The 23112-nt window shown below is 72.4% G+C and carries 22 protein-coding genes and 1 tRNA gene; 12 read left to right on the top strand and 11 right to left on the bottom strand.

Annotated elements, in window-relative coordinates; all coding sequences use genetic code 11:
- Nucleotides 1–119: 119 nt before the first annotated feature.
- Entirely contained in the window at nt 120–980 is an 861-nt protein-coding gene (locus ACFYUV_RS22050; protein WP_387670931.1) for an amidohydrolase family protein, read from the bottom strand.
- A gap of 241 nt (nt 981–1221) precedes the next feature.
- Here ACFYUV_RS22050 and ACFYUV_RS22045 point away from each other — a divergent pair, with 241 nt between their 5' ends.
- Entirely contained in the window at nt 1222–2205 is a 984-nt protein-coding gene (locus ACFYUV_RS22045) for a LacI family DNA-binding transcriptional regulator (protein ID WP_387670929.1), read from the top strand.
- On the opposite strand, the gene ACFYUV_RS22040 is transcribed toward ACFYUV_RS22045, so the two are convergent.
- Together ACFYUV_RS22040 and ACFYUV_RS22035 are read right to left on the bottom strand one after the other, a co-directional pair.
- Complete coding sequence (locus tag ACFYUV_RS22040; protein ID WP_387670927.1) at nt 2147–3478, bottom strand: aromatic amino acid ammonia-lyase; 1332 nt, start codon at nt 3476–3478, stop codon at nt 2147–2149. The two genes, ACFYUV_RS22045 and ACFYUV_RS22040, sit on opposite strands and share 59 nt — an antisense overlap.
- Before the next feature lie 10 nt (nt 3479–3488).
- Nucleotides 3489–3869: a phage holin family protein gene (locus tag ACFYUV_RS22035; protein WP_387670925.1), complete on the bottom strand. Its 381-nt coding sequence runs from the start codon at nt 3867–3869 to the stop codon at nt 3489–3491.
- Nucleotides 3870–3984: 115 nt separating this feature from the next.
- Between ACFYUV_RS22035 and ACFYUV_RS22030 the strand changes: the two genes are divergently transcribed.
- Entirely contained in the window at nt 3985–4260 is a 276-nt protein-coding gene (locus ACFYUV_RS22030) for a hypothetical protein (protein ID WP_352319467.1), read from the top strand.
- 7 nt (nt 4261–4267) lie between these two features.
- Here ACFYUV_RS22030 and ACFYUV_RS22025 read toward each other — a convergent pair whose 3' ends face one another.
- Nucleotides 4268–5041 (bottom strand): FAD:protein FMN transferase, encoded by a 774-nt coding sequence (locus ACFYUV_RS22025; RefSeq protein ID WP_352352103.1) that lies wholly within the window; start codon nt 5039–5041, stop codon nt 4268–4270.
- 50 nt (nt 5042–5091) lie between these two features.
- Nucleotides 5092–5802, bottom strand: coding sequence for a hypothetical protein (locus ACFYUV_RS22020; RefSeq protein ID WP_387670922.1), 711 nt, complete (start codon nt 5800–5802; stop codon nt 5092–5094).
- A 52-nt stretch (nt 5803–5854) separates the two neighbouring features.
- Here ACFYUV_RS22020 and ACFYUV_RS22015 point away from each other — a divergent pair, with 52 nt between their 5' ends.
- From ACFYUV_RS22015 to ACFYUV_RS22000, 4 genes are all read left to right on the top strand, one after another.
- Nucleotides 5855–6247, top strand: coding sequence for an OsmC family protein (locus ACFYUV_RS22015; RefSeq protein WP_358288389.1), 393 nt, complete (start codon nt 5855–5857; stop codon nt 6245–6247).
- 286 nt (nt 6248–6533) lie between these two features.
- Nucleotides 6534–7457, top strand: coding sequence for a nucleoside hydrolase (locus ACFYUV_RS22010; protein WP_387670920.1), 924 nt, complete (start codon nt 6534–6536; stop codon nt 7455–7457).
- Nucleotides 7458–7498: 41 nt separating this feature from the next.
- Nucleotides 7499–7575: transfer RNA gene (locus ACFYUV_RS22005), tRNA-Lys, on the top strand.
- 80 nt (nt 7576–7655) lie between these two features.
- The gene (locus tag ACFYUV_RS22000; protein ID WP_387670918.1) at nt 7656–9995 is read left to right on the top strand and encodes a helicase-associated domain-containing protein; all 2340 of its coding nucleotides are present in this window, start codon (nt 7656–7658) and stop codon (nt 9993–9995) included.
- Here the strand turns inward: ACFYUV_RS22000 and ACFYUV_RS21995 are convergent, their stop codons facing one another.
- Both ACFYUV_RS21995 and ACFYUV_RS21990 read right to left on the bottom strand, forming a co-directional pair.
- Nucleotides 9996–10556, bottom strand: coding sequence for an NADAR family protein (locus ACFYUV_RS21995; protein ID WP_387670916.1), 561 nt, complete (start codon nt 10554–10556; stop codon nt 9996–9998).
- A gap of 284 nt (nt 10557–10840) precedes the next feature.
- Nucleotides 10841–11689, bottom strand: a complete 849-nt coding sequence (locus ACFYUV_RS21990; protein WP_387670914.1) for a DUF4429 domain-containing protein — start codon at nt 11687–11689, stop codon at nt 10841–10843.
- Between the two features lie 31 nt (nt 11690–11720).
- Between ACFYUV_RS21990 and ACFYUV_RS21985 the strand changes: the two genes are divergently transcribed.
- Nucleotides 11721–12305, top strand: a complete 585-nt coding sequence (locus ACFYUV_RS21985) for an HD domain-containing protein (protein WP_358288374.1) — start codon at nt 11721–11723, stop codon at nt 12303–12305.
- Here ACFYUV_RS21985 and ACFYUV_RS21980 read toward each other — a convergent pair.
- A complete protein-coding gene (locus ACFYUV_RS21980; RefSeq protein ID WP_387670911.1) occupies nt 12302–13012 on the bottom strand; it encodes a FadR/GntR family transcriptional regulator in 711 nt (236 codons plus the stop codon). The genes ACFYUV_RS21985 and ACFYUV_RS21980 overlap by 4 nt on opposite strands.
- Nucleotides 13013–13150: 138 nt before the next feature.
- On the opposite strand from ACFYUV_RS21980, the gene ACFYUV_RS21975 reads away from it, so the two are divergent.
- From ACFYUV_RS21975 to ACFYUV_RS21955, 5 genes are read left to right on the top strand one after another with little or no spacing between them, the layout of a single operon-like run.
- Nucleotides 13151–14755 (top strand): ABC transporter substrate-binding protein, encoded by a 1605-nt coding sequence (locus tag ACFYUV_RS21975; RefSeq protein WP_387670909.1) that lies wholly within the window; start codon nt 13151–13153, stop codon nt 14753–14755.
- Nucleotides 14752–15711, top strand: a complete 960-nt coding sequence (locus ACFYUV_RS21970; RefSeq protein WP_387670907.1) for an ABC transporter permease — start codon at nt 14752–14754, stop codon at nt 15709–15711. Before ACFYUV_RS21975 ends, ACFYUV_RS21970 begins: the two co-directional genes overlap by 4 nt.
- Nucleotides 15711–17642 carry a dipeptide/oligopeptide/nickel ABC transporter permease/ATP-binding protein gene (locus ACFYUV_RS21965; protein ID WP_387670905.1) on the top strand — a complete coding sequence of 644 codons (1932 nt, stop codon included), beginning with the start codon at nt 15711–15713 and terminating at the stop codon, nt 17640–17642. The genes ACFYUV_RS21970 and ACFYUV_RS21965 overlap by 1 nt, the downstream gene beginning before the upstream one ends.
- Entirely contained in the window at nt 17635–18627 is a 993-nt protein-coding gene (locus ACFYUV_RS21960) for an ABC transporter ATP-binding protein (protein ID WP_358288362.1), read from the top strand. The genes ACFYUV_RS21965 and ACFYUV_RS21960 overlap by 8 nt, the downstream gene beginning before the upstream one ends.
- Nucleotides 18624–19556, top strand: coding sequence for a dihydrodipicolinate synthase family protein (locus tag ACFYUV_RS21955; protein ID WP_387670903.1), 933 nt, complete (start codon nt 18624–18626; stop codon nt 19554–19556). The genes ACFYUV_RS21960 and ACFYUV_RS21955 overlap by 4 nt, the downstream gene beginning before the upstream one ends.
- A 7-nt stretch (nt 19557–19563) precedes the next feature.
- Here the strand turns inward: ACFYUV_RS21955 and ACFYUV_RS21950 are convergent, their stop codons facing one another.
- The 3 genes from ACFYUV_RS21950 to ACFYUV_RS21940 form a co-directional block, all read right to left on the bottom strand.
- A complete protein-coding gene (locus ACFYUV_RS21950) occupies nt 19564–21228 on the bottom strand; it encodes a catalase (protein ID WP_387670901.1) in 1665 nt (554 codons plus the stop codon).
- A gap of 85 nt (nt 21229–21313) precedes the next feature.
- Nucleotides 21314–22258 carry a sugar kinase gene (locus tag ACFYUV_RS21945; RefSeq protein WP_387670899.1) on the bottom strand — a complete coding sequence of 315 codons (945 nt, stop codon included), beginning with the start codon at nt 22256–22258 and terminating at the stop codon, nt 21314–21316.
- Entirely contained in the window at nt 22255–23010 is a 756-nt protein-coding gene (locus tag ACFYUV_RS21940; protein WP_387670897.1) for an IclR family transcriptional regulator, read from the bottom strand. Before ACFYUV_RS21940 ends, ACFYUV_RS21945 begins: the two co-directional genes overlap by 4 nt.
- Nucleotides 23011–23112 lie beyond the last annotated feature (102 nt).

The raw sequence follows: 23112 nt of genomic DNA, 5'->3' as shown, positions 1-23112 counted from the left end.
CCCCGCTCTGGTCGCTGCGCTCCCGCCGCTCCTCCAGACGCCGGCGCTCCCTCGCGGGTCCAATGGCCTTACTGCGTGAGGCGGCCTGGGGGGCCAGGTGGGGGCGCTCCCTCGCGGGGTCATGGTGGGGGGAGGCCCAGGAGGCGGCGGGGGTTGGTGGAGCGGATGGCGTGGTGGGCGGCGGTGCCGAGGCCGGGGTCGGGGGCCGTGGCGTACGGCGCGTCGGAGCCGTTGACGACGACGTCCACGCCCAGCTCGCGGACGATCGCGTCGATGGCACGCGGCCCGTACGAGGACGTCTCCACGTAGAAACCGGGATCGACCAGGCCGCGCCCGGTGCCGCCACGGGCGATGAGCCGTTCGGAGTGCAGCGGCGCCAGCCCCGCCAGCAGCGCGAAGCACACCCGCAGCCGAGGATGCCGGGGCCGGACCACGGCGTGGAAGTGGTGCCAGGCCGCGTGCATCTGCTGCACGTACGGCACCAGCGCCGGCCACCACGGCGGCGTCCCCGGCGGCGGCGGCACGGTGGCGGGCCCGGGATGCACGAACAGCGGCAGGTCCCGCTCGGTGAGCACGTCGAGCAGCCGGTCGTCGGGTACGGCGGTGGCCGGGATCTGCAGCCCGGCCAGCCCCCGGTCGAGGTCCTTGGCCAGCCGCTCCGGATCGGGCTCGCTGTGACAGGTCGCCGCCCACACCCCGAACGGCTCGCCCAGCCCGAGCGCGCCCTCGTGGTAGGCGTCGATCAGCGGCCACGCCTCCTCCGGCGGCAGGAACTCCACGCCCAGCGGGCTCGACATCGACACCAGCGCCAGCTCGAGCCCGGCCGTGTCCCGGTGCTCGTGGTCGGCCGGGTTCACCTCGTACGGCGGCTCGCCGTCGAGCAGCAGCGTCCAGCCGTCGAGCCGGGGCGGGGCGGTGCGAGCGCGCAGCGCGGCGACGAACGAACCCGTCCACAGGTGCTGGTGCACGTCGATGCTCACGATCACACCTCCCTCTATTTCCTACTGAGATTACAGGTAAACGAACTGTACTGCGAAATCAATCAGGTGAACCGTTTCAGTGATACGGTTCAGTGAACCGCTTCACTGCCCTATTTGTCAACGGTTCGCACGTTGAGGGCGGTCCCAGAAGAACCGCGCGAGCCCGTGCGGGAGTCCGGCTTCTGTCGGTGGCAGGCAATAGGCTGGCGGGATGCCGCGGAAGAGAGCGACGATTCGGGAAGTGGCCCGCGCGACCGGCCTGTCTCCGGCGGCCGTCTCCTATGCGCTGCGCGGCATGCAGGTCTCGGAGGAGACCATGGAGCGCGTGCGCGCCGCCGCCGCCGAGCTCGGCTACGAGGCCGACCCCATCGCCAGGGCCCTGGCCAGCGGCCGCACGGGCATGATCGGCCTGCTCTGCGGCTCGCTCGAAGACCTGTGGCAGCAGTCGCTGGCGGTCGGCATCAGCAGGGGCCTGCGGGAGAAAGACCGCTATGCCCTGATCCTCGACGCGGTCGGCGACCCCGACCGTGAGCGCGTGCTCGCCCAGCAGCTCCGCGACCAGCGCGTCGACGGCATGATCGTGCAGCCGGTCGACCCGGCCGCGCCGTTCTGGGCCGAGCTGTGCGAGTCGCTGCCCGTCGTCGCGATCGGCGACTCCCTGGCGGGCACGGCCGGCGAGGTCGTCTTCGACAACCGCCGGGGCGTCACGCTGGCCCTGGAACACCTGGCCGGCCTCGGTCACCGTCGGATCGCCGTGCTCACGCCCACCCAGGCCAGCACCCCCGACCGTCCGGCCGACGTGCACGTCCTGGCCGAGGCCGACCGGCTGGGGCTCGACATCGAGGTCGTCACGGCCCCCCACGACCTGGCGGCGGCCACCTCGGCGGCCCACGAGATCCTCTCCACGTCCAGGCCGAGCGCGGTCTTCTGCTTCGCCGACTCCATCGCCTACGGCGTCTACGCCGCGGCCAAGGAGCTGGGCCTGTCCATCCCGGGCGACGTGTCGGTCATGGGCTACGACGACCACCCCATGTCGGGGCTGCTCACCCCCGGCCTGACCACCGTCGACTGGGACATCGACGGCATCGTCAGGGCCGCGGTGCGGCTCATCGCGGCCGCGGCCGACGGCGGCACCCGCCGCCGCCGGGTGGTCCAGGAGCCGACGCTCAGGGAGCGGGGCTCGGTCGCGCAAGCGCCGCCCGCGCCTCGTCCAGCTCGTCGGTGAGCTGCCCGTCGGGCCGTGCCCCCTTGCGGGCCCGCACGGCGGCGGCGCGCTCGCAGGCCAGCACGATCTCCAGCGGTTCGAGGCAGCGCAGCGCGTGGCGGGCGGCCTGGGTGGCGAAACCGGCGTGGTCCTCGGTGCCCAGCGAGATCACCGCGGTCCCGGTCGTCACGGGGGCCGCGAGGTGGCGCAGCTCGGCCAGGGCGTCCTGGGCCACGTACTCCAGGATCATCAGCCCGGAGGCGCCCGGCCGGTCGGCCAGGAAGGGCAGCTGCCCGGTGTAGGCGGGGTTCATGAGGGTGGCCAGGCGGGCGGTGCTGAGCTGGGCGGTCTGGGCCAGCGCGGCGCGCAGCGCGTCGAGGGCCAGGGCCACCGGGGCCGAGTGGAAGTTGCCGTTGTGCCAGGCCAGGGTGCCGGTGATGAGCGGGTTCTCGGTGGCGGCGTTCAGGTCGGTCTCGACGGTGGCGGTGGCACGCTCCAACGCGTCCACGGCCGCGCCGTGCACCTGCGCGAAGGCGCGGTAGCCGTACGGGTCCTGGACGCGGGTGGCCAGCTCGTGGGTGAGCAGGCCGCGCAGGCGTCCGGCCACGCGCGACTGGCCCGGATGCGGCCTGGCCTCCTGGACGGCGGCGGCCAGCGGCTCGGCGGAGGCGTCCACCGCGGTGAAGGACAGGGCGGCCACGTCGACGGCCGCCTCCAGCAGCGCGCCCAACCGGTGGCAGGCCAGCGCGGCGTCGGCCAGCGTGGCCGCCCCCGAGCTGATGAAGGGCAGCGCGTCGCCGGAGGCGAGCGCGAAGCGCGGCCCGGCCGTCTCCTCGCCCGCCCGCCGCCAGGGCACCTCGCCCAGCAGGCACAGGGCCGTGGTGGCGAGCGCGGTCAGGTCGCCGGTGCCGATCGCGCCGTACGTGCGGACCGGCGGCGTGAACCCGCCCGTGACCGCCTCGGCCAGGACGGGCAGCACGGCCGGGTCGATGCCCGAGCCGCCCGCGACGAGCTGGTTGAGCCGCACGACGAGCATGGCCCGCGCCCGCTCGTCGGCCACCAGGGGACCTGCCCCGCAGGCGTGGCTGCGCAGCAGGTCGAGGCCGGGGGAGTCGAGCCGGACGTCCCGGTTGGCGCCCACGCCCGTGCTGCGGCCGTAGACGGGGCCGGTCAGCCCCTGGGCGGTGGCCCACGAGGCCCGGGCCCGATCGAGGGGACCGATCGTGACCCGGGCCCGGCCGTGGGCGGCTTCGTGCACCTGGGCGCAGGTCAGGCCGGCGCCGTTGAGCTGCATGGGGAGGGGATCAGTCGTTGTCGGGGATGAACAGGCCGAGCAGCCAGCTGACCACGCTGATGATGATCGCGCCCCAGAAGGCGGCGGGGTAGAAGTTGTCGACGTGGAAGGGGATGTCGAACTGGCCGGCGATCCAGCTCGTCAGCAGCAGCATGGCCGCGTTGATGACGAGGAGGAACAACCCGAGGGTCAGCACGATGACCGCGCAGCCCAGCGCCTTGACGATCGGCTTCACGATGGCGTTGACGACACCGAAGATCAGGGCCACGAGGAGCAGGACGCCCCAGTACTTGGCCGAGTTCTCCGGGGCGGTGATCCTGATGCCGTCGAGGAGCTGGATGGCGACCCAGAGGGCGGCGGCCGCGGCCACGGTTCTGATGATGAATCTCACGCTGGTTGATCCTCCCACTTCGCGATCGCCGGCGCGATAGATCGACCGCGCGAAGCCGGTCGATCACGCACTGTGGCGGCGGTTACCTGTGACTCATGTCGGGAAAGGGAGCGGGATGGACGCTAATGGTCTTGATTCGTTGCCCGCGGCGGAGTTGCACGACCGAGCGGTGCGGTACGCCGTACGCCATGGGGATCTGGGCTTCCTGTGGAACCTGCTGAAGGTGATCCCGGCCGCCGAGGCCGCGAGCGGTCACGAGAGTGAGACCGCCAACGACCTCAGCCGGGTGTCCGCGCTGCTCAGCGACGCGCTCGCGGCGGGCGAGGGTGAGCTGGGCGAGGCGTTGCGGCCGATCTACCTGGAATATCTGCGCGATCATCCCGACGCCTGAGCCGCGCTCAGCCGGCCAGGCGCGCCCCCGCGGCGATGCCCGAGATGCCCGGCGTGCTGACCTCCTGGCCGTCCCGGAGCACGATCATGGTGTCGTACGCGCCGGCCTCGGCCAGGTCGGTCGCGAACCGCCTGGCCAGGGTGGGGCCCATGGCGTACATGGCGGTGGCGTAGGCGTCGGCCACGCCGAGGTCGGGGCCGATCACGGTGACCGAGCCGAGCGTCTGCTGGCGCTCCCCGGTGCGCGGGTCCACCACGGCCGCGCCGCCCGAGGTGGCGATGCCGAGGTCGTGGGCGAACAGCGCCTTCCTGACGACGTCGGTGCGCGGGTCGCGGATGCCGACCCGCCACGGCTTGCCCGGGGCGGCCGAGCCGCGCACCCTGATGTCGCCGCCCGCGTTGATGCGGTGGTCACCGGCGCCCGCGTTGCACAGCGCCCGCGACAGGCGTTCCAGGGCCCAGCCCTTGATGTAGCCGGACGGGTCGATCACGCCGTTGATCCGGTGCTCGAACCAGCCGCCGGTCGCCTCGCCCAGCTCCTCGCAGCGGTGCAGGACCTCGACGAGCTCGGGGATCTGCCTGATGGTCAGGCCGTGGTTGAGGCGCCAGATCTGGCTGTCCTCCTTGGCCGGGCTGAAGGTGTCGGCCACCCAGCGCAACCAGGAGAAGGCGTCGTCGAGCAGGGGGGTGAGCTCTCGGGCCGGCAGAGCCGTGCGGATGTCCACGCTGACGGGCATGCCCATGACCGTGTCGACACGGGCGCTTCCGGGGAAAATCGTCACCTGGCCTCCTTGTCCGCTGCCCACGCTCTCACGTCGGCCGTAACGTGGGGCTAAACCTTTTGCCCTGGTTTGAAATGGACCTGTGATCTCGGGATCGCGAGGCGTGACAATGCGCCGCCGACGTACCGGGTGAACGGGCGCGGGCCCTCGACGACCACCTCGCGCTCGGCGATGTCGGGGATCTCGCGGCTGAGCCCGGAGGCGCTGATGCGCTCCTTGGCCCTCGGGTCGTGCTCGGCGCCGGTGACGAGGATGAGACCGTACCTGGTCTCCAGGTCGCGCAGCTCGCTGGTGGCGCGCTCGGCCCGGTAGACGGCCACGGTGTCCGTCCTGGCGCCCGCGCCGGCCAGCCGGGTGCGCAGGGTGTCCGGGTCCATGCCGGACGCGATCAGCACCCTGCCCCTGGTCTGCGGGACGACCGTGTGGCTGCGGACCGCCATGACCGCCGCCATCGCGTACAGCAGCAGCGAACCGACGCGGCTGAGTTCCGTCACGTACGCGGTGGAGCTCAGCTCGTGGGCCACCAGCAGCGCGCCGGCCAGGTAGCCGCCGAGCCGCAGCCGCTGCCGGGCCTGCTCGGTGCGGAGCAGGTCGGCGGCCTTGACGGTGGCGAAGCCGAGCGCGACGAGCAACGCCGCGGCGGCGTAGGCGGTGGGCCGCCAGGGGTAGCCGAACCCCGGCTGGATCGCGCCGAACTCGGCGACCGCGACCCCGCACCAGAAGAGGATGGGACCGTGACTCGCATTCACCTCACTAGCCATGTCTACGACGATGCTGAAGGAACATGAGAGCTTTCTGAGTAAGGTCTGAAACATGGCTAACGTGCGTGTTGAGCGGACAGAAGACGGCGGTTTCCGGGCCACGAACGCCCGCGGCGCCGAGGTGAAGATCGGCGGCGGCGACGACGAGGGCGTGTTCACCCCGGTCGAGCTGCTGCTCGCGGCGGTGGGCGGCTGCAACATCGTGACCGTCGAGCCGCTCACGGCCAAGCGCGGGCACCGGCTGGTGCGCCTGGCCATGACGGTGGAGTCGGAGAAGGTCGAGCCGAACAAGCTCGGGCCGGTGACGGTCACCTACGACGTGGAGCTGCCCTCGGAGGCGGCCGACGAGGTCTTCAGGGCGGTGGCCGGGCGGGTGCACGACAAGTACTGCACGGTGAGCAGATCGTTGCAGGACGGTACGGAGGTTCGATTGGAGCTTCCCTAGTCGGATTAAACGCTTATTCGACCCCGTTATGACGCGACCGTTGCATTCGTCTCGGTAGCGTTGTAGCAGGTCGAGAGGCCACAACAGACCTTCACCGATGCGGACGCGGAGGGGGACCGCGGTCCGCGAGTGCGGGACCGCCGACGTTTTTGGGGGAAGACGTCGGCCTGGACCGCCACCGATCGGGGCCGGGCAGATTTGGGGGAACTGCCCGGCCCCGATCCATGCCCGCAGCCGGCACGGGCGCTGCCTCATCTGCCATCGGCCATGCGTATTGTCCTGTGGTGTGAAGAAAGTTCTCATCGACTGCGACCCCGGCATCGACGACGCCCTCGCCCTGGCCCTCGCCGCCGGCTCCCCCGACCTCGACGTCGTGGGCGTCACCACCGTGGGCGGCAACGTCGACCTGGAGCTGACCACCGCGAACGCGCTGGCGCTCCGGGAGTTCCTCGACCTCGGCGACGTGCCGGTCACGCCCGGCAGCGCGGGTGCCCTGCTGCACCGCACGGTCCGCGCCGGGCACGTCCACGGCGACACCGGGCTCGGCGACGTCGTCCTGCCCGCCCCCGTGCGTCCCCTGTCGGAGGGGCACGCGGTGGACTTCATCGTGGACGCCCTGCGTGCCGCGCCGGGCGAGATCACGCTGGTCGCGGTGGGCCCGCTGACCAACATCGCCCTCGCCGTACGCCGCGAGCCCCGCGTCGTGGAGTGGGCCAGGGAGCTGGTGATCATGGGCGGCTCGTACACCCGGGGGAACCACAACCCGGCGGCCGAGTTCAACATGCTGGCCGACCCCGAGGCCGCGGCGATCGTCTTCGAGGCCGGCTGGCAGGTCCGCCAGCTCGGCCTCGACGTGACCCTGTCCGCCCTGGTCACCGCGGACGTGCTCGACCGCATGCGGCCGCTCGGCCGGCTGTCGGAGCTGCTGGTGCCCGCCGCGCAGTTCTACGGCGTGGTGACGGCCGAGGGCGGCCCGGCCATCCACGACGCCTGCGCGGTGGCGTACGTGCTGGACCCGTCGCTGTTCACCTGCGTGCCGGCCGTGGTGAACGTGGAGACCGCCGGGACGTACACGCGGGGGATGACCGTCACCGACTTCGACCTGCGCGGACGGCCGGCGAACGCGCTGGTCGCGACGTCCGTGGACGTGAAGGGGTTCTGGGACCTGGTGCTGAGGGCGTACGGGCGGCTGGGGGAGCGGCTCGGCTGATGTGCGGGCACCGTCCGGCGGCTGATACAGTTAACCCTGTTGCGCCGCTAGCTCAGTTGGTTAGAGCAGCTGACTCTTAATCAGCGGGTCCGGGGTTCGAGTCCCTGGCGGCGCACCACCCCGAAACCGCCTGGCTCGCCAGGCGGTTTCGCTGTTTTCGGGGCCCCGTCGCTCCCCGCGGCTTGCGACAATCGGTCGGTGGACGAGACGTTTCCGGAATGGCTGGCGGGGCTGGGGCGCGAGCGGCTGACCGAGCTGCTGGCCGCGCGGCCCGACGTGTTGCGGCCCGTGCCGCCGCGGCGGCCGGCCGAGCTGGCCGAGCGGCTCGACGCGCCGGAGTCCGTGCACCTGGCGCTGTCCCGGACACCGCTGCCCTGCCTGCTGCTGGTGGAGGCGATCCTGGTGTCGGCCCGCAGCGGCCGGCCGCTGCCCGACCTGGTGACCGCCGGCGCCGACCTGCCCGGGCTGATCGACCGGCTCGAACGCGTCGCGCTCGTACGGCGGGGCGAGGGCGGCGCGCTGCACCTGGCCGCCGGGTTGCCCGCGGTGCTGCCGACGCCCCTGGGGCTGGGCCCCGCCCTGTCCGGGCTGCTCGCGCACGTCACCGTGGCCGAGCTGACCGACGTGCACCGGCGGCTGGGCGGCACGGGCACGCCGCGCAAAGCGGCGCTGATCGAGTCGATCACCACGGCCCTCCGCGATCCCGGCAGGCTGGCCCGGCTGGTCGCCCGCGCCCCGGCGGGCACCCGCGAGCTGCTCGACGACTTCCTCGAACGCGGTCCCGCGCGGGTGCTCGACGAGTTCCCGCCGCGCGGCCGGAACCAGCCGCGGGGGCCGGTGACCCCGGCGCGGTGGGCCCGCGACCACGGTCTCGTCTGGAGCGTCGACTGGGAGCGCACCTACGTCATGCCCATGGAGGTCGCGCTCGCGCTGCGCGGGCCCGACCACCGGATCGACCTGCCGGTCGAGCAGCCGGCGGTCCGTACCCGGCCGGTCGCCGCCGACCTGGTCGCGCACGAGGCGTCCGTGGCCGCCCTCCGCCTCCTGGACCGGGCCGCGGCCCTGCTGCAGGACGCGGCGGCGCAGCCGTTGCCCGAGCTGAAGGGTGGCGGCGTCGGCGTCAAGGAGGTGCGCCGCCTGGCCGGCCGCCTGGGCTGCGCCGAGGACGAGGTCCGCCTGCTGCTCGACCTCGTGCACGCCGCCGGGCTGCTGGCCGCCAACCCGCTCACGCAGGTGCGCACCCGGCGCGCGACCGAGACCCGGCCTGCCGGGGTCTCGCCGACCAGGGCCTACGACGCGTGGTTGCGCCTGTCGCCGGCCGACCGCTACGCCGCGCTGGCCGAGGCGTGGTGGCGGCTGCCGATCAGCCCGACCCGCCGGTACGACGGCAAACCCCGCACCCCGCTCGCCCCGGCCGGGACCGGGACACCGTCCAGCGTCATCCGGGAGGTGGTGTTCGGGCTGCTGCCGGGCGCGACGGCGACGGGGGAGGCGGCGGCCGTGCCGGACGCGGAGGAGGTGGCGGCGGCCGCGAGCTGGCACCTTCCGTTGTTGCAGCGGGCGAGCTGCCGCGAGGTCGTGCTCGCGGTGCTGGCCGAGTCGAGGCTGCTGGGCCTGCTCGGCGCGGACGCCCTCAGCCCGCCCGGCCTGGCCCTCCGGACGCCGTCCGGGCCGCGGGTGGGGGAGGCCGCCGCCGGGCTGCTGGCCGGCGCCCGGCGGCAGGCGTTGTTCGGGACCGACCTGACCGCCGTGGTCACCGGCCCGCCCGCCGCCGCCCTGACGGAGGTCCTCGACCGGGCCGCCGACCGCGAGCCCGGCGGTTCGTGGCGGTTCGGCGCGTCCTCGGTGCGCCGCGCCCTGGACGCCGGTCACACCGCCGCCGAACTCGTCTCGGCCCTGGAGGAGGTGGCCGCCGGCCCGCTGCCGCAGCCTCTGACGTACCTGATCCACGACGTCGCCCGGCGGCACGGGGAGATCGAGGTGGTCCCGGTGGGCTGCTGCGTGATGGGCGGCGACGAGGCCCTGCTGGCCGAGCTGGCCGCGCATCGCAGGCTGGCCAAGCTGCGTCCGCGCCTGCTGGCCCCCACCGTCCTGGCCAGCGCGCTCGACCCGGCGCAGACCCTGGCCCTGCTCAGGGAGGCCGGGTACGCGCCGGTCGCCCGCGAGGCCGACGGCACGCTCACCGTGACCGGCCGCGCGCCCCGGCGCGCCCCGGCCCGTCCGGCCGGCCGCGAGCAGGGGGTCCTCAGCCCGGAACGCGCCGCCGCCTGGCTGGTCACCACCGCCGGCGAGCCGCCGCCGGGCCGCCACGGCCTGCGCGACCTCTTCGCCCGGTACGCCACCGCCCTGTCGCCCAAGGCCCGCGAACGGGTGGCGATGGAGCTGGAGTACCACGGCACGGCCCGGATCGTCCACGACGGCGAGGAGCTCACCGTCAGCGGCCCGGAGGTGCGCGGCGCGGATCTGGACGTGTGGTGCCACGAGCCCGCCGAGTTCCGGCTGCTGGACCTGGCGAAGATCACCAAAGTGCTGACCTGATCAGGCGTCCAGCTCGTCGCGGGCCGCCATCAGCGCGAAACCGAGCAGGTTCAGCCCGCGCCAGGTCGCCGCGGACGCGGCGCGCTCGTCGTCGGCGGCCAGGCCGATGCCCCAGACCCGGTCCAGCGGGCTGGCCTCGACCAGCACGTGCGCGCGGGTGCCGACCAGGAACTCCCGCAGGTCGGCGTGCGCCCCGAACTTGGCGAGCGAGGCGCGGACGACGATGTCGAGCCGGTGGGCGTCCCATACGGCCTCGTCGAAGCCGCGCACGGTGCGGCCGAGCTTCTTGGCCTCGCCCGGGGTCGCGGCCAGGAGGATGCGGTCGGCGCTGTCGTGGTCGCCGAACAGCCACGCCTTGTGGGCCATCATGTAGTGCTCGGCCGAGGCGAAGGTGTGGCCGCCCTCGGTGAAGGTGACCGGCCACCACTGCGACAGGCAGCCGCGGCCGGGACCGCCGTCGCGGGCCGGGCGGTGGCCCCAGAAGTAGAGGTAGCGCGGCTGGCGGCCGTTCCGCTCCGCCTCGACGGCCTCGTCAACGGTACGGGGAAGCTGGTCGGACACCGCTCAACCGTCCCACAGGGGACGGACGCCGGCCAAGCCGATTAAGCCGGCGGATCGAGCCCGCCGGGTTCCGCCTCCACCTGGATCAAGTGCGGCGACCACAGCAGTGAGGCCGCGTGCATCGCCAAGGGCAAGGAGCTCAAGGCGAAGGGCACCTACCTGTCGTACTTCTGCCAGTACACCGGCTTCTTCACGTTGATGGTGCTGACCCGATGACCGCCTGACCGGCCGCGGCCCGGAAGCTCGTCCTCCGGACCGTCCGCCGTCACGGTCGGCCAAGCCGGTCAGAGCCGGCGGATCATGGCCTGCTTGGCCGCCGCGAACTCCTCGTCGGTCAGCACCCCGGACCGATGCAGCTCGCCCAGCTCGGCCAGGCGGCGCAGCACCGCGTCGTGGGCGTCGCCGGCGGAGGCCGCCGGCTCCAGCTCCTCGGGCTGCTCGCGCGGCAGCCGGGCCAGCACCGCCGCCCCGACCAGCGCGGTCGCGCCGCCGAAGCGCTGGATGCCCCAAGACACGCAGTGAGGGTCCTTCTGCGGGGACGCGCCGGGCCCGTCGCCCTTGAGCCGGAAGCGGAGGGTGCCGTAGCCGAGGCCGGACTGCGGTTTCCACTCCACGCCCACCAGCTCGGCCAGCGGGAACTCCTGCGACCCCGCCCGTTCCTTCTCCGTGCTGGCGAAACCGGTCCATTCCAGGCGGACGCGCTCGCCGTCGAAGATCGCGGTGCCGTCGCCCGCCGTGGCCGAGACGGGGATGGCGGGGCCGGGGAGCAGGTAGTGCTCGCAGGGGCCGCTGGGCGTCTGGTTGATCTCCAGGGTGTCGCGGACCTCGTCGGCGAAGTACTGGGCCGCGCCGGCGCGCTCCTTGGGCACCGCCAGCCGGTACGGGTCGGCGGGCGCGGCCAGCGATCCGGCGACGAGGTCGGACAGGGGGTCGGCGCCGTAGCGCAGGCGCAGGCGGAGCTGGCCGCCCTTGCGGCCGGGCTCGAACGCGCACGTCGCGATGGCCTCCAGAGGCACGGCGACCTCGCCGAGCACCTTGCGGAGCTCGTGGACGTTCTTGTCGCCGCCAGGGACGACGCGCAGCATCTCTCCGTTGAACGTCCACGAGCCGTCTGGAACGGCGATCTCGGTCATATTCTCAGCCTAGGACGTCGAGAGGAGCCCGATGAAGATCTTCACGAGCTGGATGTCGTGGGGCCAGGCCGCCGGCCCCCTGGCCGAGGCGCTCCCGTCGCAGACCGTCACGGGGTTGCGCGAGGCGGTGCGCTTCGCCCGGACGCAGCACGGCGTGCAGCAGCGTCCCACCGGGCGGCCGTACGTGGAGCATCTGCTGGAGGCGCTTGAGGTGGCGGTGGCCGGGGCGCAGGTGAGCGACCCCGACGTGCTGACCGCGATCGTGCTGCACGACGTGCTGGAGGACACCGCGTGCACCGAGCGGGAGCTGGCCCGGCGGTTCGGCGCGGAGGTGACCGGGCTCGTCCGCTGGGTGACCAGGCCCGCCGGGCGCGCGAAGGCCGACCACCTGGCCGCGCTGGCCAAGGCCCCGGCGCAGGCGGTGCTGGTGAAGCTGGCCGACCGGGTGAGCAACGTGCAGGAGTTGCAGCGCCTCCACTGGCGGTTCCAGAAGCGCTACTACCACGAGACCGTCGCCCACATCGTGCCGCTGGCCGCGCCCCACCCGTGGTTCGCCGAGTGGTACGAGGAATGGCGGCGGCCCTGGGCCAGGCGCGTGGCCCGCTACCCGGACTAACCCCCCAGCCGGGCCAGCCGGTTGCGCACGCCGTCGAAGTGCGCGTACACGGCCGACACCGCGGCGGCCCGGTCGCCGGCCAGCACCGCGGCGTAGATGTCGCGGTGCCGCCTGGCCACGTCGCCGGGCGGCTCGTCGGGGGCGCCGAGGTGGTCGCGGAGCTGGTGGTAGACGTCCCAGAACGCGCCGAGGAGCTGGCTGACCAGCGGGTTGCCGAGCGGCCGGTAGAGCAGGTCGTGGAAGAGCCGGTCGGTCTCGGGGGAGACCTCGCCGACCTGCGACTCGTGGTCCATGCGGGCCATGACGTCGGCCACCGGGGCGAGGTCGGCCTCCGGGCCGAGGTCGATGAGCCGCTGGACGAGTCCGCTCTCCAGGATCTCGCGGATCTCGATGAGGTGCGCCAGGTGGTTGCGGCCGTTCTGCAGGGTGATGCGGCTGTGGAAGGCCAGCTCGTCCACCAGCCCGGACAGCGACATCCGGCCCACGAACATGCCGAAGCCGTGGCGGATGTCCACGATGCCGACCGCCTGCAGAGCCTTCAGCGCCTCCCGGACGGAGTTGCGGCTGACCTGCAGCTCCTCCATGAGCTCCGACTCCGTGGGCAGCGGGTCGCCCGCGACCAGCCCGCGCCTGACGATCAGGTCCTTGACGCCCTCCTGGGCCTCGACGGCCCGGCTGGGACGTGCCGGACGCGGGACTGCGGCCATGAAGCTTCCTTTCATCGTAGGTAACATTCCGGAAATCCTCTGTTGACCTCAAGACGCTCTGGCGTTTAGCGTCCACGTTACGCACAAGATAGGACATGGGATGTCCTACGTTCTACCTGTTCCCCCCAGGAGGCATCCGTGAGCTCTGAGTTCAGCCGCCGTGACTTCCTGCGCTACAGCGGGGCCACGGGTGCGGCGGCGTTCATCGCGGCCACCCTCTCCGCCTGTTCCGGAGGCCCGGCCTCGACCGGCTCGGTCGGCGCCGGATCGAACAAAGACCTGATCACCGCCGTCATCGGCTACGGCAACGACCAGAGCTGGGACCCGACCCAGACCGCGTCGGCGTTCGCGATGGCCGGGATCAGCCACGTCTACGAAGGGCTGCTCGACACCGACCCGGTCACCCGGGAGCCGTACCCCGCCCTGGCGACGGCGCTGCCCGCCGACGCCAACGCCACGTCGTGGACGTTCGCCCTGCGCGAGGGCGCCAAGTGGCACGACGGGCAGCCGGTCACCGCCGACGACGTGGTCTTCACCTTCGAGCGCATCCTCGGCCCCGACAACGTGCTGACCGGCAACTTCTTCAAGCCCTGGCTCCAGGAGGTGAAGAAGGTGGACGACCGGACCGTGGAACTGGTCCTGAAGTTCCCCTTCCCCGACGCGGCGCCCCGGCTGACCATCGCCAAGATCATGCCGAAGCACGTGTTCAGCCAGGCGGGCGCGTGGGACAAGGCCAAGAGCGGCATGGCGGTCGGCTCCGGGCCGTACAAGCAGGCGGCGCACAACCCCAAATCCAACACCTCCTTCGAGGCGTTCGACGGCTACAACGGCCCTCGCCCGGCCACCGTCAAGAAGATGAACTGGCTGACCATCGTGGACGCCTCCGCCCGGGTGGCCAAGATCTCCGGCGGCTCGGCCGAGGCGCAGATCGCCGACAACATCCCGTACGCCAACGTCGACCAGCTCAAGCAGCAGGGCCTCACGGTCGAGGGCGGCAAGGGCATGAACCACATGTTCCTGATGTTCAACACCGCCGCCAAGCCCTTCGACGACGTACGCGTCCGCCAGGCGCTGCACTACGCCATCGACAAGCAGAAGATGATCGACGTGGCGCTCAAGGGGCACGGCACGGCCTCCAGCTCCTTCCTCAACGAGGGCCACCCCGACCACCGGCGCGCCTCGGTCGTCTACGACTACGACCCCGACAAGGCCAGGGCGCTGCTGAAGGAGGCGGGGGTGACGAACCTGACGGTCAACCTCATGGCCGTCAACGTGAGCTGGATCGTCGACTGCCTGCCCACCATCGCCGCCTCCTGGGAGGCGGTCGGGATCAAGACCACGCTGGAGCCGCAGGACACGGCCGCGCTGTTCACCAAGATGGACCAGTTCCAGGACTACCAGGTGGTCGCGGCGGCCTCGAACCCCAACCAGTTCGGCATGGACGCCGACCTGATCCTGCACTACAACTACGTGCCCGGCGGCCTGTGGATGAAGTACAGCCACTGGGACGGCAGCAAGGACGCCGAGAAGCTGTTCGCCATGATGGACGCGGCCGGCAAGGAGACGGACAAGGCCAAGAAGAGCGAGCAGATCCACAGATATCTGGACCTGGTCGCCGAGCAGGCCGTGCTCTATCCCGTCGTCCACAACGAGCTGATGACCGCCTGGGACCCGAAGAAGCTCTCCGGCATCCGCGCCCAGCCGTACCCCGGCATCAACCTGCTGCAGGCCAAGAGGACATGACGCTCGTACTCAGGATGCTGCTGCGGCGGCTCCTCATCCTGATCCCGCTGGTCCTGGGCGTGGTCGCGTTCGTGTTCGTCGTGATGCGCTTCTCGGGCGTCAAGCCCGAGTACGCCTACTTCCAGGGCGCGAACCCCACGGCGGAGCAGATCCACCGTTTCCAGGAGGAGAACGGCCTGCTGGACCCGCTGCCGCTGCGGTACGTGCGCTTCGTCGCCGACCTCGCCCAGGGCGACATGGGCACCAGCGTGCTCACCAAGAAGCCGGTCGTCGAGTCGGTGACGACCGCGCTGCCGCTGACCCTGCAGCTCACGTTCCTCGGCCTGGCCGTGGCGATCGTGCTCTCGCTGGTGTTCGGCGTGACCGCGGCGCTGTTCCGCGACCGCTGGCCCGACCAGGCGATCCGGGTCGTGTCGCTGGTCGGCGTGGCGGCTCCGGCGTTCTGGCTGGCGCTGCTGATGATCCAGTGGCTGGCGGTCGGCGAGGGGCTGTTCCCGACTGGCGGCTACATCAACCCCGCCGACTCCCTCACCGGCTGGCTGCAGTCGATGACGCTGCCCGCGCTGTCGTTGTCGCTGCCGATCGCCGCCCAGCTCACCCGCATCATCCGCACGTCGATGGTCGAGGAGCTGGACCGGGACTACGTGCGCACCGCGATCGGCAGCGGCCTGCCGATGATCGTCGTGGTCGGCCGCAACGTGCTGCGCAACGCGCTGATCAACCCGCTGACGGTGCTCGGCCTGCGCATCGGCTACCTGATCGGCGGCACGGTGATCATCGAGACGATCTACGGCCTGCCCGGCATGGGTCAGCTCATGATCAACGCGGTGCGCGACGGCGACCCGGCCGTGGTGCAGGGCGTCGTGCTCACCATCGCGATCGGCTTCATGGTGGTCAACCTGGTCGTCGACATCCTCTACCTGCTGGTCAACCCCCGCCTGAGGAGTGCCGCCTGATGAGAAGCGGACTCGCCGAACGCCTGTCCAGGCCCGGCGTCGCCTTCCGGCGGCTGCCCGCGGCGTCGTGGCCGGCGGTCGCCGTCGTCGCCCTGGTCGTGCTGGCCGCCCTGTTCGCGCCGCTGATCGCGCCGCACTCGCCGTACTTCCAGGAGGCCGCCGGCGGCGGCCCGTCGGCCGCGCACTGGATGGGCCTGGACAGCGCCAACCGCGACATCCTGTCCCGGCTCCTGTACGGCGCCCGCTGGTCGCTGATCATCGGCCTCGGCGCCACCGGCCTCGCCCTGGTCGCCGGGGCGATCGTCGGCGCGGTGGCGGCCACCTCGCGCCGGGTGGTGGACGAGACCGTCATGCGCGTGCTCGACGTGATCATGGCCTTCCCCGGCATCGCGCTGGCCGCCGTGCTGGTCGCGGTGTTCGGCGGCAGCATCCCGGTGCTGGTCATGGCCATGGCCTTCCTCTACATGCCGTCCGTGGCCAGGGTCGTGCGGGCCAACGTGATCGCCCAGTACGGCGAGGACTACGTGGCGGCCGAGCGCGTCATCGGCGCGCGCACGCCGTACATCGTGCTCAGGCACGTCGCGGTCAACTGCGCGGCGCCCGTGCTGGTGTTCTGCACGGTGATGGTGGCCGACGCGATCGTGTTCGAGGCGTCGCTGTCGTTCATCGGCGCCGGCGTACGCCCGCCGAACCCGTCGTGGGGCAGCGTCATCGCCGACGGCAAGAACCTGGTGCTGCTCGGCGGCTGGTGGGCCACGGTCTTCCCCGGCCTGCTGATCCTGCTCACCGTGCTGGCCCTCAACATCCTGTCCGAGGGCATCTCCGACGCCTGGGCCGCCCCGGCACGCAGGGCCGCCCCCAGGAAGGACGACGCCTACGAGCAGGCCGCCCCCGGCGCCGGCCAGGTCGTCGAGCTGCCCGGCCTGGCCGAGGCCGCCCGCCGGCTGGCCGGACGCGCCCGCCCGCTGCCGCAAGGACAGCCGATCCTCAGCGTCGAACGCCTGCGAATCGGCTTCGACCCCGGCGTGGACATCGTGGACGGCGTCGGCTTCGAGGTCTGGCCCGGCGAGGTCGTCGGCCTGGTCGGCGAGTCCGGCTGCGGCAAGTCGCTGACCGCCCTGACCGTCATGGGCCTGCAACCGCGCCAGGCCCGGGTCGGCGGGCACGTGCGCTTCGACCAGAAGGAGCTGCTCGCGCTGCCGCGCCGGGCCCGCCGCCGCCTGCTCGGCCACGAGATGGCGATGATCTACCAGGACGCGCTGTCCTCGCTCAACCCGGCCATGACCATCAGGGCCCAGCTCAGGCAGCTCACCCGCAGGGGCGGCCGGCGTACCCCGGCCGAGCTGCTGGAACTCGTCGGCCTCGACGCCCGCCGCACCCTGTCCGCCTATCCGCACGAGCTGTCGGGCGGCCAGCGGCAGCGGGTGCTGATCGCTATGGCGCTCTCCCGCGACCCCAAGCTGATCGTCGCCGACGAGCCGACGACCGCGCTCGACGTGACCGTCCAGGCGCAGGTCATCGAGCTGCTGCTGCGGCTGCGCGAGGAGCTGGGGTTCGCGCTGATCCTGGTCTCGCACGACCTGGCGCTGGTCGCCGACGTCACCGACCGCGTCGTCGTCATGTACGGCGGCCAGATCGTCGAGACCGGCGCCACCGCCGCCCTGGTCGGCGAGCCCGCCCACCACTACGCGCGGGGGCTGCTCGGCTCGGTGTTGTCGCTGGAGTCGGGGGCCGAGCGGCTGACCCAGATCCCCGGCGTGGTGCCCGCGCCCGCCGACTTCCCGGCCGGGTGCAGGTTCGCCGACCGGTGCCCGATGGCCACCGGCGTGTGCCGTACGCAGACCCCGGTGCTGGCCGGGCAGGCCAGGCGGCACGCGGTGGCCTGCCACCACCCGGCGGTCGAACTCGCAGGGAGTGAGACACGTGCTTGAGCTGAACGACGTGCACGTCGTGCACAAGGCCCGCTCGGGAGGGCTGTTCGCGCGGGACCGCGTGCACGCCCTGACCGCCGCCTCGCTGACCGTCGCGCCCGGCGAGACCGTCGGGATCGTGGGGGAGTCGGGCTGCGGGAAGTCCACGCTGGCCAAGGTGCTGGTCGGGCTGCAGCGGCCGACCTCGGGCAACGTGCGCCTGAACGGCCGCGACCTGTGGACGCTGAAGCAGGACGAGCGGCGCGCGCTCGTCGGCGGCGGCGTCGGGCTGATCTTCCAGGACCCGTCCACGGCGCTCAACCGGCGGCTGCCGGTCGGGCGGATCCTGCGCGACCCGCTCGACGTGCACCGCCGGGGCACCCCCGGCGAGCGCGAGGCCCGCGTGCGCGAGCTGCTGGACCTGGTCGGCCTGCCCGCCGGCGTCGCCGGCGCGCTGCCCGGCCAGCTCTCCGGCGGTCAGCGGCAGCGGGTGGCCGTGGCCAGGGCGCTCGCGCTCGAACCGCGGCTGGTCGTCGCCGACGAGCCCACCAGCGCCCTGGACGTGTCGGTCCGCGCCCAGATCCTCAACCTGCTGCTCGACCTCAAGGACCGGCTCGGGCTGGCGATGGTGTTCATCTCGCACGACATCCAGACCGTGCGCCGGATGAGCGACCGCGTGGTCACCATGTACCTGGGCAGGATCGTCGAGCAGACGCCCGCGCGGTCGGTGCCGGGGCGGGCCAGGCATCCGTACACGCGGGCGCTGTTCTCGGCCACCCCCGGGCTGATCTCGCCCATCACCCCGATCCCGCTGGTCGGCGCGGTGCCGTCGGCCACCAGGCCGCCGAGCGGCTGCCCGTTCCGCACCCGGTGCTGGCGGGCCGACGACCTGTGCGCGGCCGAGATGCCCGCCGCCACGCGGGCCGGGGACGACCACCTCTTCCACTGCCACCACCCGGTGGCGGCCGGAGCCACCGACCTAGAGCTGATCCAGGAGCACTCATGACAGATCCCGATGTCGCCGGGGCCGCGACGGTGACCGGCGTGATCCCCCCGGTCTGCACCCCGTTCACCCCCGGCCACGAGGTGGACGCCGCCTCCCTGACCCGGCTGGTGGACCACCTGCTGGAGGGCGGGGTGGACGCGCTGTTCGTGCTCGGCTCCTCCTCGGAGGTGGCCTACCTGACCGACGCCCAGCGGTGGGTGGTGCTGGACACGGTCGTCGGGCACGTGGGCGGCCAGGTGCCGGTGCTGGCCGGGGTGATCGACATGACCACGCCGCGGGTGCTCGAACACGCCCGCGTCGCGGCGGCGGCGGGGGCGTCCGGGCTGGTGGCGACCGCGCCGTTCTACACGCGCACCCATCCCGAGGAGATCCGCACCCACTTCCGGACGATCGCCGCCCGCAGCGGCCTGCCGGTCTACGCCTACGACCTGCCGGTCAGCGTGCACACCAAGCTGGGCGCCGACCTGCTGCTCGACCTGGCCGCCGAGGGCGCGCTCGCCGGGGTCAAGGACTCCAGCGGCGACGACGGCGGGCTGCGCCAGGTCATCCTGGGCCGCCGGGCGCCGTTCAGCGTGCTCACCGGGTCGGAGGTGACCGTGGACTCCGCGCTGTGGATGGGCGCCGACGGCGTCGTGCCCGGCCTCGGCAACGTGGACCCCCACGGGTACGCCGAGCTGTACCGGGCCGCCACCCGCGGCGACTGGGCGACGGCCAGGGCCGAGCAGGAACGCCTGGTCAGGCTGTTCGAGATCGTCCGGGTCGGCGCGGGCCGCATGGGCGGCAGCTCGGCGGGGCTGGGCGCGTTCAAGGCCGCCCTGCACCTGCGGGGCGTCATCGACTGCCCGCTCACCGCGCTGCCGCAGATCCCGCTGAACGACGACGAGACCGGCCGGGTCGGCAAGCTGCTGGCCGCCGCCGGGCTGCTGTAGCCGTCGTTCAGAGGCCGTCGGCGTGGGCGGCCCGCTCGTTCGGCACGCAGTGGGTCATCTTCAGGCCCTCCACGTCGCGCGGGCCGTTGCGCCCGAGCTTGACCAGGCGCTCCCGGTCCTCGTCGGTGAGGTCCTGGCTCGCCAGCGGCTCCAGGTGGGCGACGTCGTCCGGGGTGATGCCGAGGCCCTCGCCGACGCGCAGGCCGAGGTCGTCCTCCACGAGCAGGAAGTGCCAGACCATGCGCTCCTGGATGCGCCGGTCGCACTGGCTGAGCGCGTCGACGAAGTTGTGCACCAGGTCGTCGCGCTCCCACTGCTCCATGAGCAGGTAGCGCTGGCCGGCCTGCTTGTAATCGTTGGTCCGCGGGATGCGCCTGCGCATGAGCCGGCCGCTGATGACCGGGCCCTCCTCGTCGAGGGTCGGGTACTCGGCCTCGCGCAGGCCGCCGCGCAGCGAGGGCTCGTAGTTGATGTGCGGGTCCTCGCCGCCGGTGTCGACGAAGTACGCCATCTGGCCGTCGCGCTGGTTGGTCCTTATGGGCGCGTTCCTGGCCTGGTTGACCGGGAGTTGCAGGTAGTTCGGGCCGACCCGGTAGCGCTGGGTGTCGCTGTAGGAGAACGTCCGGCCGACCAGCATCTTGTCGTCGGAGAAGTCGAGGCCGTCCACCAGGACGCCGGTGCCGAAGGCGGCCTGCTCGTTCTCGGCGAACTGGTTCTCGACGTTGCGGTTGAGCACCAGGCGGCCGACCGGCCTGGCCGGGAACTCGTTCTCCGGCCACACCTTGGTGTCGTCGAGCGGGTCGAAGTCCAGCTCGGGGTGCTCCTCGTCGCTCATCAGCTGGACCAGCAGCTCCCACTCGGGGTAGTCGCCGCGCTCGATGGCGTCGTGCAGGTCCTTCGTCGCGTGCCCGAGGTCGCCTGCCTGGACGACCGCCGCGTCCGCCGCGGTCATGCTGCGCACGCCCTGCTTGGGCATCCAGTGGTACTTGACCAGGAACGTCTCCCCCTGCTGGTTGACCCACTTGTAGGTGTTCACGCCGAATCCCTGCATGTGCCGGTAGTCGGCGGGGATGCCGCGCGGGCTGAACAGGTTGACCAGCATGTGCATCGACTCGGGCGTCTGGGACATGAAGTCGAAGATGCGGTTCGGGTCCTGCCGGAAGGTCACCGGGTCGGGCTTGAGCGAGTGGATGACGTCGGGGAACTTGATGGCGTCCCTGATGAAGAAGACGGCCAGGTTGTTGCCCACCAGGTCCCAGTTGCCGTCCTCGGTGTAGAACTTGATCGCGAACCCGCGCGGGTCGCGGGCGGTCTCCGCGGAGTCGCGGCCGCCGATCACGGTGGAGAAGCGCAGCGCCACGTCGGTGCGCTTGCCGGCCTCCTGGAACAGCTTGGCCCTGGTGTAGCGGCTGACCGGCTCGTCGCCGATCTTGCCGTACGCCTCGAAGAAGCCGTAGCTCAGCGCGCCCCTGGCGTGCACCACCCGTTCGGGGATGCGTTCGCGGTCGAAGTGACTGATCTTCTCCAGGAACTGGTAGTTCTCCAGCGTCGCCGGTCCGCGCGGGCCGACCGTCCGCTGGTTCTGGTTGTCGTAGACGGGATGCCCTTGTCGGTTGGTGAGCACCTCGCGCTCGTCGTTCGACTGCGGACCCTTGCTGGAGACGTCTGTCATCGCACTGTTCCTCTCCCCGGACGAGATCTTCCCCGGCTGCCCTCAAGAACGGGCCGAAAACGGGCAAAACCTCGTCCTCGGGCGGCTACCTGCTCACGTCGTCGGCGGCCCGGCCGAGCAGGCCCAGGTCGGACCGGCGGGGCAGGCTCTCCCAGTCGCCCTGCGAGGTCACCGCGAACGCGCCCGCCGCGCAGGCGCTGTCCAGCCGCCGTTCCGGAGCGGCCCCGGCCAGCCAGTCCGCCAGCCAGCCGGCCGCGAACGCGTCCCCGGCGCCCACCGGGTCCACCTCGGTCACCCGGTACGGCCGCGCCCGCCGCAGCACCCCGCCGGACAACTCCAGCGCGCCCGCCGACCCCGACTTGACCAGCACGTACGAGGGCCCGAGCGCGGCCAGCGCCTTGGCCAGCTCCGCCGGGTCCTCGACGTCGGCGACCAGGCGGCCCTCCGGCACGGTCGCGAACAGCACGTCCACGCCGCCGACCGTCTCGCGCAGCCAGGCGCCCGCCTCCTCCGCCGTCCACAGGGCCCGCCGGTAGTTGACGTCCAGCGAGACGAGCACGCCGGCCGCCCGCGCCACGGCGATCGCGTGCGCCACGGTCTCCCGGGCCGACGCCGACAGCGCCGGGGTGATCGCGGAGACGTGCAGCACGCGGGCCGAGGCGATCAGCGCCGGATCGAGGTCGGCCGGCCGCAGCCGGGAGCCGGCGCTGTCCTTGCGGTAGTACCGCACGTCCACGAGGTCGGCCGTGCGCCGGCCCTTGATCATCAGTCCGGTGGGGGCGTCCGGGTCGGTGACCGCGCGCACGTCCACGCCCTCGCCGGCGAGCGTGGCCCGGATCAGGTCGCCGAACTCGTCGTCGCCCACCCGTCCGGCCCACGTCGCCCGGTGGCCGAGCCGGGTCACGCCGATCGCCACGTTCGACTCGGCGCCGCCGAGGCCCAGGTCGAAGTCGCGGGCGAAGCGCAGCGGCCCGGTACGCCGGGCGCCGAACAGCGCCATGGTCTCGCCGAAGGTCACCAGTTCGGTCATGTGGTCGGCCTGCCCAGCTTTCTGGAGATCCGCGACGCCGCCCCGGCCACCAGCGGCCCGAGCTCCCGCACCCGCGCGGCGGTGATCCGCGAGGTGAGCCCGGAGACCGAGACGGCGGCGACGACGGCGTCGTTGTGGTTGAAGATCGGCGCGGCGACGCAGCGCACCTCGGGCTCGTTCTCGCGGTCGTCCACCGCGTAGCCGCGCCGCCGGACGTGGGTCAGTTCGGCGCGCAGCCGGTCGGGGTCGGTGATGGTGTGCTTGGTGATCGGGTCGAGCGCCAGCCCGGCCAGCGCGTCCTCCGGCTGCCAGGCCAGGATCGCCTTGCCGACCGCCGTGGCGTGCACCGGGCCGCGGCTGCCGATGCGCGAGGCCATGCGCACGTTCGTCTCGTTCTCCACCTTGTCGATGTAGACGACGTGCGGGTGGTCGTAGACGACCAGGTGGACGGTCTCGCGCACCTCGCTCATCAGCCGGTGCGACTCCTCGGCGGCGACCGCGCGCAGGTCCAGCGTGGCCAGGTACGCCTGCCCGAGCTGGAGGGTGCCGTGTCCCAGCCGGTACGCCCCGGTCCTGCGGTCGCGTTCGAGCAGCCTGGCCTCCACGAGCGGGACGGTCAGCCGCAGCACCGTGCTCTTGGACAGGCCCACGGCCTCGGCGAGCTGGGTGAGCGACAGGCCGGTGTGGCCGCGTACGTGGTCCAGGACGGCCAGGGCGCGCCGGAGCGAGGTGGACTGGTTGCGGTCAGGCACGCAAGTCACCATATTCGATGAAATTTCGCGAAATGCAGCACGCTGTTGTGCATTGCACAACATCTCCTGACAGGTCTTCTCGACTCCAGAGCGAATTCCTAG

Origin of the sequence: Nonomuraea sp. NPDC003560 (genome assembly GCF_042878785.1) — a bacterium.
Taxonomy (GTDB): domain Bacteria; phylum Actinomycetota; class Actinomycetes; order Streptosporangiales; family Streptosporangiaceae; genus Nonomuraea.
This window is presented reverse-complemented; position numbering and strand designations above follow the sequence as displayed.

Excerpts from the sequence above, each read along its gene's own strand:
- ACFYUV_RS22040 (WP_387670927.1), bottom strand. The coding sequence starts at position 3,478 with ATGCAGCTCAACGGCGCCGGCCTGACCTGCGCCCAGGTGCACGAAGCC.
- ACFYUV_RS22030 (WP_352319467.1), top strand. The coding sequence starts at position 3,985 with ATGGACGCTAATGGTCTTGATTCGTTGCCCGCGGCGGAGTTGCACGAC.
- ACFYUV_RS22020 (WP_387670922.1), bottom strand. The coding sequence starts at position 5,802 with ATGGCTAGTGAGGTGAATGCGAGTCACGGTCCCATCCTCTTCTGGTGC.
- ACFYUV_RS22015 (WP_358288389.1), top strand. The coding sequence starts at position 5,855 with ATGGCTAACGTGCGTGTTGAGCGGACAGAAGACGGCGGTTTCCGGGCC.
- ACFYUV_RS21990 (WP_387670914.1), bottom strand. The coding sequence starts at position 11,689 with ATGACCGAGATCGCCGTTCCAGACGGCTCGTGGACGTTCAACGGAGAG.
- ACFYUV_RS21985 (WP_358288374.1), top strand. The coding sequence starts at position 11,721 with ATGAAGATCTTCACGAGCTGGATGTCGTGGGGCCAGGCCGCCGGCCCC.
- ACFYUV_RS21980 (WP_387670911.1), bottom strand. The coding sequence starts at position 13,012 with ATGGCCGCAGTCCCGCGTCCGGCACGTCCCAGCCGGGCCGTCGAGGCC.
- ACFYUV_RS21970 (WP_387670907.1), top strand. The coding sequence starts at position 14,752 with ATGACGCTCGTACTCAGGATGCTGCTGCGGCGGCTCCTCATCCTGATC.
- ACFYUV_RS21965 (WP_387670905.1), top strand. The coding sequence starts at position 15,711 with ATGAGAAGCGGACTCGCCGAACGCCTGTCCAGGCCCGGCGTCGCCTTC.
- ACFYUV_RS21955 (WP_387670903.1), top strand. The coding sequence starts at position 18,624 with ATGACAGATCCCGATGTCGCCGGGGCCGCGACGGTGACCGGCGTGATC.
- ACFYUV_RS21950 (WP_387670901.1), bottom strand. The coding sequence starts at position 21,228 with ATGACAGACGTCTCCAGCAAGGGTCCGCAGTCGAACGACGAGCGCGAG.
- ACFYUV_RS21945 (WP_387670899.1), bottom strand. The coding sequence starts at position 22,258 with ATGACCGAACTGGTGACCTTCGGCGAGACCATGGCGCTGTTCGGCGCC.